At 52.6% G+C, this 7,450-nt stretch carries 2 protein-coding genes and 3 pseudogenes; all 5 read right to left on the minus strand.

Annotation, left to right across the window (positions count from 1 at the left end; all coding sequences use genetic code 11):
- Positions 1-2,170 (minus strand): annotated as a pseudogene (gene rnr, locus JCM10914_RS27830) (ribonuclease R); the annotation flags it as partial.
- 214 nt (positions 2,171-2,384) lie between these two features.
- On the minus strand, positions 2,385-2,615 hold the full coding sequence (secG, locus tag JCM10914_RS27835) for a preprotein translocase subunit SecG (protein ID WP_023967478.1): 231 nt from the start codon (positions 2,613-2,615) through the stop codon (positions 2,385-2,387).
- Positions 2,616-2,823: 208 nt separating this feature from the next.
- A pseudogene (locus JCM10914_RS32090) lies at positions 2,824-3,272 on the minus strand (PaaI family thioesterase).
- A gap of 50 nt (positions 3,273-3,322) precedes the next feature.
- Positions 3,323-5,001, minus strand: a pseudogene (locus tag JCM10914_RS27845) (long-chain fatty acid--CoA ligase).
- 100 nt (positions 5,002-5,101) lie between these two features.
- Complete coding sequence (locus JCM10914_RS27850; protein ID WP_023967488.1) at positions 5,102-6,889, minus strand: acyl-CoA dehydrogenase family protein; 1,788 nt, start codon at positions 6,887-6,889, stop codon at positions 5,102-5,104.
- Between the last annotated feature and the right edge of the window lie 561 nt (positions 6,890-7,450).

The raw sequence follows: 7,450 nt of genomic DNA on the forward strand, positions 1-7,450 counted from the left end.
CCTTCAAACCCGCCGCCGCGGCCTTGCCGGCGCGGCTTCATATCCACCATCTCAAAATCGATGGTGTGCTCATCCATATTCACCTTCGCTACGCGAACCTTCACATCATCGCCAATGCGGTATACCTTCGATGTCCGCTCCCCAATAAGCGCCATATGGCCCTCATCGAAATGATAATAATCATCGGTCATCGCGCTCAAGCGAATCAAGCCCTCAACGGTATTCTCCAGCTCAATGAACATGCCGAAGCTGGTCACGCTGCTGATGATGCCTTCGAATTCCTCGCCGACCTTATCCAGCATGAATTCGGCTTTCTTCAGCGCCTCGGTATCCCGCTCCGCATCCACAGCCACACGCTCCCGCTCGGACGATTGCTGCGCAATGTCAGCCATTCGGCCCGTCAGGTGCTCATGCCGCTTCTCATTCAGCGCACCGCCGCTCTCCAGGACCTCCCGGATCACGCGGTGAATGATCAGATCCGGATAACGCCGAATCGGCGACGTGAAGTGGGAATAATACTCCGCCGCCAGGCCGAAGTGACCGGTGCTCTCCGCATCGTACTTGGCCTGCTTCATCGATCGAAGCATCATCGTGCTAAGAACCGTTTGCTCCTTCGTCCCTTGAATCGCTTCCAGCAGATTCTGGAGTGCTCGCGGATGAATGGAGTTGCCCCGTCCCTTCACATGGTGACCGAAATTCGCGGCAAACGCCATGAAGTTCTGCAGCTTCTCCTGATCCGGGTCTTCATGGATCCGGTAGATGAACGGCACCTTCATCCAGTGGAAATGTTCAGCCACGGTCTCGTTGGCCGCCAACATGAATTCCTCAATAATTTGCTCCGCGATGGAGCGTTCTCTTTTGACAATATCCACAGGCTTCCCGTTATCATCCACAATGACTTTGGACTCCACAAAATCAAAGTCCACCGCTCCGCGCCGCATCCGGCGGTCGCGCAGCTTCAGTGCCAGTTCCTTCATTAACCGGAAATCGTCGACGAGGTCACTATAACGCTCCATGAGTTCAGGATCCTCATCCATGAGGATTTTGCGCACGTTATTGTACGTCATCCGCTCTTTCGTTCGAATAACGCTCGTAAAGATATCGTGGCTCACGACCTTCATCTGCTCGTTGAACTCCATCTCACACGACATCGTCAGACGATCCACCTGCGGATTCAAACTACAGATGCCGTTGGACAAACGATGCGGCAGCATCGGAATGACCCGATCCACCAGATATACGCTACAGCCGCGGTTATATGCTTCTTTATCCAGCTCCGAGCGATCGCGCACATAATAGCTGACGTCGGCAATATGGACGCCCAGCCGATAATTCCCGTTCGGCAGACGCTCGACGTTCACCGCATCATCCAGATCCTTCGCATCTTCTCCGTCAATCGTTACAATGTTCAGGCCACGCAAATCGCGCCGCCCTTGCTTCACGATCTCGTCTTCGGTAATCGAATCCGGCGCGGCATCCGCTTCGGCCAGCACTTCCTCCGGGAACCTTCCGGCAGTTGATGCTTACGAATGATGGACAGAATATCAACGCCGGGGTCATCCTTATGACCCAAGACTTCGATGATCTCACCTTCCGCTGCCGCCCTTCCTTCCGGATAGCTGAGCAACTTCACGACAACCTTAACACCATCCACAGCGCCGTTAATGGCATGCTTCGGGATAAATATATCCCGGTTAATCCGCTTGTCGTCCGGCAGCACGAACCCGTAAGCTTCATGATTCTGATACACGCCCACCACTTCGGTCACGGCACGCGTCACGATCCGAATCACTTCACCTTCCATCTTGCCGCCATCATTATGCTTGGAGCTAATACGCACCAAGACCGTGTCGCCGTTCATCGCGCTCTTCAAATCATTGGCATGGATGTAGACATCCGGATGCTCCCTGTCATCGGGAATCAAAAAGGCGAATCCCTTTGGATGCGCCTGCAAGCGTCCACGCAGCAAAGCCATCCGTTCCGGCACGCCGTAGCGCTCCGTACTCGTCAATATAATTTTCCCTGTCTGCTCCAGTTCGTTCAACAGCTTCAGAAATTCCCTGAATTCATTCGCATCCTCAATCGCAAAATGCTGCTCCAACTCCTGGTACGTCATCGGTTTATACGCAGTTTCCCGCATAAAATCCAGTAGTATTTGTTCCGTTATCATGATTATCACCTCGGGGAACCCGCAATTTCATTGTTCCTTATCCATTCTTTACCTACTTATTACACATACCCTAGTATACACGAATTTAATCTTCGATATCCTCAGGCAATCACCCAAACAGGAAATAAAACCCACTTCCTCCAAACAATAAAAAAACCCCCGCTCTTCCAGAGTGAAAAAGCGAGAGTTCATCATTGAAGTTTCCGTGTCTGTACTATTTCAACATAGCTACAACGATCGCAAGGATCATAAAGCCAGCCGCCAGACCTACGGTTATACGCTGCAGGACGAGATCCATGCCGCGAGCCTTTGTTTTACCAAAAAGATGTTCAGCACCGCCGGAGATGGCACCAGCAAGACCTGCGCTTTTCCCTTTTTGGAGAAGAACGACAGTAATCAGTGCGATGGAGAAAACAACGAGCAATACTTCAAAAAATAGAACCATGACTTCCACCTCCTACGTATGTAAACATCTGGATTTATTATCTTAAGAAGACCAACATATTCTACATTAAAAACAGCATTTTTATTGTACCATAGCTTTCTTGGTCTGACAAGAAGCAGAGTAACAAGATTTCCTTCATCCCAATATAAAAAACAGCCTGCCCTCCCCTTAGGAGAAGACAGGCTGTTCAAATACCTTCTTTTCCTTCCTACTTGACTCGGAACGATCCCGTGCTGATAGCCACTAGATCCCCCTTGGCATCCGTGATCCGACATTCGGTTGTCACCGAACGGCGGGTTTGATGCACGATGCTTGCCGTTACGGTAAGTTTCCCCGCCTTGGCCGGCATCACAAAATGCACATTCAAGTTACTCGTAACCGTCGATTCGCCCGGTCGTTCCAGCATGACCGCGATGCCCATCGCGTTATCCATTAACGAGGAGAGTACGCCGCCATGCACGATGCCCATCATATTCATATGGTGGGGCTGTGCATCCAGGGTGACAACAACCGCCTCCGAGCTGGCTGACGCAAGCTTGCAGCGAGATACCCCCAGAAGGTAGGTTCCGCGGCTTTGGCCATCGCCTCCATATACGCCTCCTTGTCGAATTCCGGTTGTCCGGCCTTCGTGTCGTGGCTTGAATTCGTTTGATGCATAAGGCCGCCTCCTTTTTACGTATTGACGTTGATTTCACGAGGCCCAAGCATTAGCCCGTCGGCTTGCCTGCCTCCTCTTCCTCCAGCAGCTTGCGGCGAAGCACCTTGCCGACCATCGTCTTGGGCAGCGATTCGCGGAAAACATACTCGCGCGGCACTTTATATGCGGCCAGCTGACTCCGGCAGAACTTCTCCAGTCCGGAAGGGTCCGGTGGAGCCCCATCCTTAAGCACGATATAAGCTCTGACGGTCTCGCCGCGATATTCGTCCTTCGTGCCGACCACGACGGCTTCTTTGACCGACGGGTGTTCATACAGTACTTCCTCGATCTCGCGCGGATAAATATTGAAGCCGCTGGCGATGATCATGTCTTTCTTACGATCAATAATGGTGAAATACCCCTCTTCATCCATCGTCGCCATATCCCCGGTGAACAGCCAGCCATTTCGAAGAACGTCAGATGTGTCATCCGGACGATTCCAGTAGCCCGTCATGACCTGCGGTCCCTTGACCATCAGCTCGCCCGGCTCGCCAATCGGCATCTCCTCCCCGGTGTCGGATGGACCACTTTCGCATCGGTATCAGGTACCGGCACGCCAATCGTACCGATTTTGCGTTTGCCCCAGATCGGGTTCACATGAGTCACCGGCGATGTTTCCGTCAAGCCGTAACCTTCGATAAGTTTACCTTTGGTCATCTCCTCGAATGTGTCCTGAACTTCCACCGGGAGTGCGGCTGAGCCGCTGACGCAGACATTAATGGAAGAGAGATCATATTCCTTGATTCGCGGATGGTTAATCAGGGCGATGTACATCGTCGGCGCACCCGGGAAGAGCGTGGGCTTCATTTTTTTGATCAAATTCAGAATCATGGTACCTTCAAACTTCGGAACGAGAATCAATTGACCTGCACGATATACCGCTTGGTTAAGCAGTACGGTGAGTCCGAATACGTGAAAACATGGCAAGACCGCTAGGTATCGCTCGCTTCCTTCCTGCACGTTATAGCACCAGTTGGCGGATTGCACCGTATTCGCTATCAGGTTGTAGTGCGTCAGCATAACGCCCTTCGGCACGCCGGTCGTTCCCCCGGTGTATTGCAGCAGGGCTAAATCCTTCTTCGCATTCACCGTTTCGCAGATCGGATCATCCGATGCGCTGGCGAGCAGCTTCTTGAAGCTGTGCACGGAATCGCCGTAGGTTACAACAGGAAGCGGCCCTTCCTTCTTGGCTTTGATGGGATATAGTTTGTTCTTCGGGAACGGAAGATAGTCGGCCACCGACGTCACAATCATGTGCTTGAGCTCGGTTTCCTGAATGACCGCCTCCACCCGGGATACGAACATATCCAGCGTTATGATGATTTTGGCGCCGGAATCCTTCATCTGATGCGCTACTTCCCGCTCCATATAGAGTGGGTTCGTCATGACCACTACGGCCCCTGCCAGCAGTGCGCCATAATAAGAGATGACCACCTGCGGACAATTGGGCAGCATGATCGCTACCCGATCACCCTTCTTGATTCCTTTGCTGCGGAGTGTGTTCGCCATACGATAAGACGAATCCAGCAGACTTTTATAGTTGATGTTCTTGCCCATGAAATACATCGCCGGCCGATCGGGGTACTTCTGCGCCGACGTGACGAGAAATAATGCCAAATTCTGTTTCGGATAATCAAAAGCGGGGGCCACTTCACTTGGATAGAACGGTAGCCAAGGCTTTGCATCCATACAAAACCAACCCTTTCCTAAGGAATGCTTCGTTTCCTCCTACTCCCAGAACATTCTCTTGTCTCTACCGAGGCAGTTCATCACAGGAACGGCACCCTCGTTACACCGTGTAGCGTTCATTCTTAACGATACGGGCAGCAATGCTGCGTTTGAGTGCGACCGTATCCACCGGGTTGCTGCGTGTCAGCTTCTTCAGAACCGATAACTGCATCCGCAGCATGTCGCCAGACTCCACGGAGGCCAGCGTCTCTTTGGCAAGTGTTTCTATGCGCTGGAACGCCTCGTATGCAAACACTTGGGTCATCTCAATCATGTTCGTCGCTTTTTCTTCCGATGTGCGGGCAATGTGCTTGCGTGCGCGCAGCAATGCGCTTTCGAGCGCAAACATATCAATCATCATGTCGGCCAGGTTGGACAGTGCTTCCTGCTCTTGCTCCAGCTTCGTACCGAATTTCTGTACAGCCAAGCCACCGGCAAGCAGGAAAATCTTCTTCATCATGTCAAGGAAGTGCGTTTCCTGCTCTAGCGTGCCCTCAAAGGTCTGGCCTGGAACGAGCTGCAGCAGTTCGCCTTGCAGGCTTTGCGCTTTTTCCATCAGCGCGATTTCACCCTTGAGCGCTTTTTTCACGAGCGTGCCCGGAATGAGGAGTCGGTTGATTTCGTTGGTGCCCTCGAATATGCGGTTAATGCGGGAATCGCGGTAAATTCGCTCCACCTTATACTCTGATATATACCCGTAACCCCCGTGAATCTGAACCCCCTCATCTGCCACCAAATCAAGACCTTCGGAGCAGAACACCTTGTTGATCGAGCATTCGATCGCGTAATCCGAGATCGCGGCCGCGGAGTGGATGCCGGCATCTTCACTGTTGTAGTCGATATCCTGCAGTGCTTCATCCAGCAGTCCGGCGGTGCGGTACACCATGCTCTCCATCACAAAAGCCGTGATGTTCATCTCCGCCAGCTTCTTGCGCATCAGCGGGAACTTCGAGATCGGGGTATCGAATTGCTTGCGGGTGTTAGCATATTTCGCGTTCAACTCGATGGACTCCTTCGCCGCACCTACGGTACCGGCTGCCAATTTGTACCGTCCGATGTTCAGAATGTTGAAGGCGATCCGATGGCCTTTGCCGATCTCGCCCAGCAGGTTCTCCACGGGTACCTTCACGTCTTCGAAAAAGAGCGGCCGCGTCGAGGAGCCCTTGATGCCCATCTTCTTCTCTTCCGGCCCGAGCGTGAAGCCTTCCATCTCTTTCTCCACGATAAAGGCAGTAAAATGCTCGCCGTCGATCTTGGCGTAGACGATGAAGATGTCAGCAAATCCGGCGTTCGTAATGTAGAGCTTCGATCCGTTCAAAATATAATATTCTCCGTCATCGGACAAGCGTGCCGTGGTCTTGGCACCCAGCGCATCTGAGCCGGAGGTCGGCTCCGTTAAACAATAGGCGGCAATCTTGGCGCCGGTCGAGAGGTCCGGCAGATACTTGTTCTTCTGCTCCGTCGTACCGAAGAAGACGATCGGCAGCGTACCAATACCGACGTGCGCCCCGAAGGACAGCGCAAACGACGAGCCCTTTGCCAAGGCTTCGTTAATGATGGTGGAGCTAACTTTATCGAGGCCAATTCCGCCGAACGGCTCCGGTACATCCGCTCCCAGCAGGCCGAGCTCGCCTGCTTTGCGAAGCAGGTCGACCGTCAATTCATAATTGAGCTTCTCCAATTCTTCATCATGCGGCACCACTTCACCGTCGATGAAATCGCGCACCGTTTCCCCAATCATCCGGTGTTCTTCGGTGAAATCCTCCGGCGTCAGGATACGCTGCAAATCAGGATTCTCGATGACAAAGCTGCCGCCTTTGATCTTCGGTTCTTTGGTTTGGTTGCTCATAATTGGTTCCCCTTTCGGAATGTGGAATACATACGAGTGAAATGATTGCCTTTGTGTGCTGGGATGCATTTTGAATGTATGACTGTGACTGTGAAACGATAACGGCCGCTACGCGTGCGTATTGTACTTCCGATCGCTGTTGATTTTGGATTTCCGGAATGGGTCTATTGATTGTAGAAATCCAAATCAAAGGCGAGCGCTGCCGCTTCTCCAGTACAATTACGCCCTCTCCGCTGGGTTGTCGCTCTGTCCATCCTCCTGCCTCCGGCTATCATTCACTCGCCTGTGGTTGGAGTGAGTGGTGCCGTGCCCGGTCCGTGTACGGAGCGGGCACCGCATGGATGTAACTACTTTCGGCTCCCGCAAGTACCTCAGAGGGGCTTGTAGTGCGTGATTTGGCTGCTTTCCGCTCCCACAAGTACTTCAGAGGGACTTGTGGTGCGAATTTAGCTGCTTTCGGCTCCTACAAGTACCTCAGAGGGACTTGTGACGCGTGATTGGCTACTTTCAGCACCTATAAGTACCTCAAAGGGACTTGTGACGCGTGATTGGCTACTTTCG

It is taken from the genome of Paenibacillus sp. JCM 10914 (assembly GCF_001315105.1).
In the GTDB taxonomy this organism is placed as follows: domain Bacteria; phylum Bacillota; class Bacilli; order Paenibacillales; family Paenibacillaceae; genus Paenibacillus_AQ.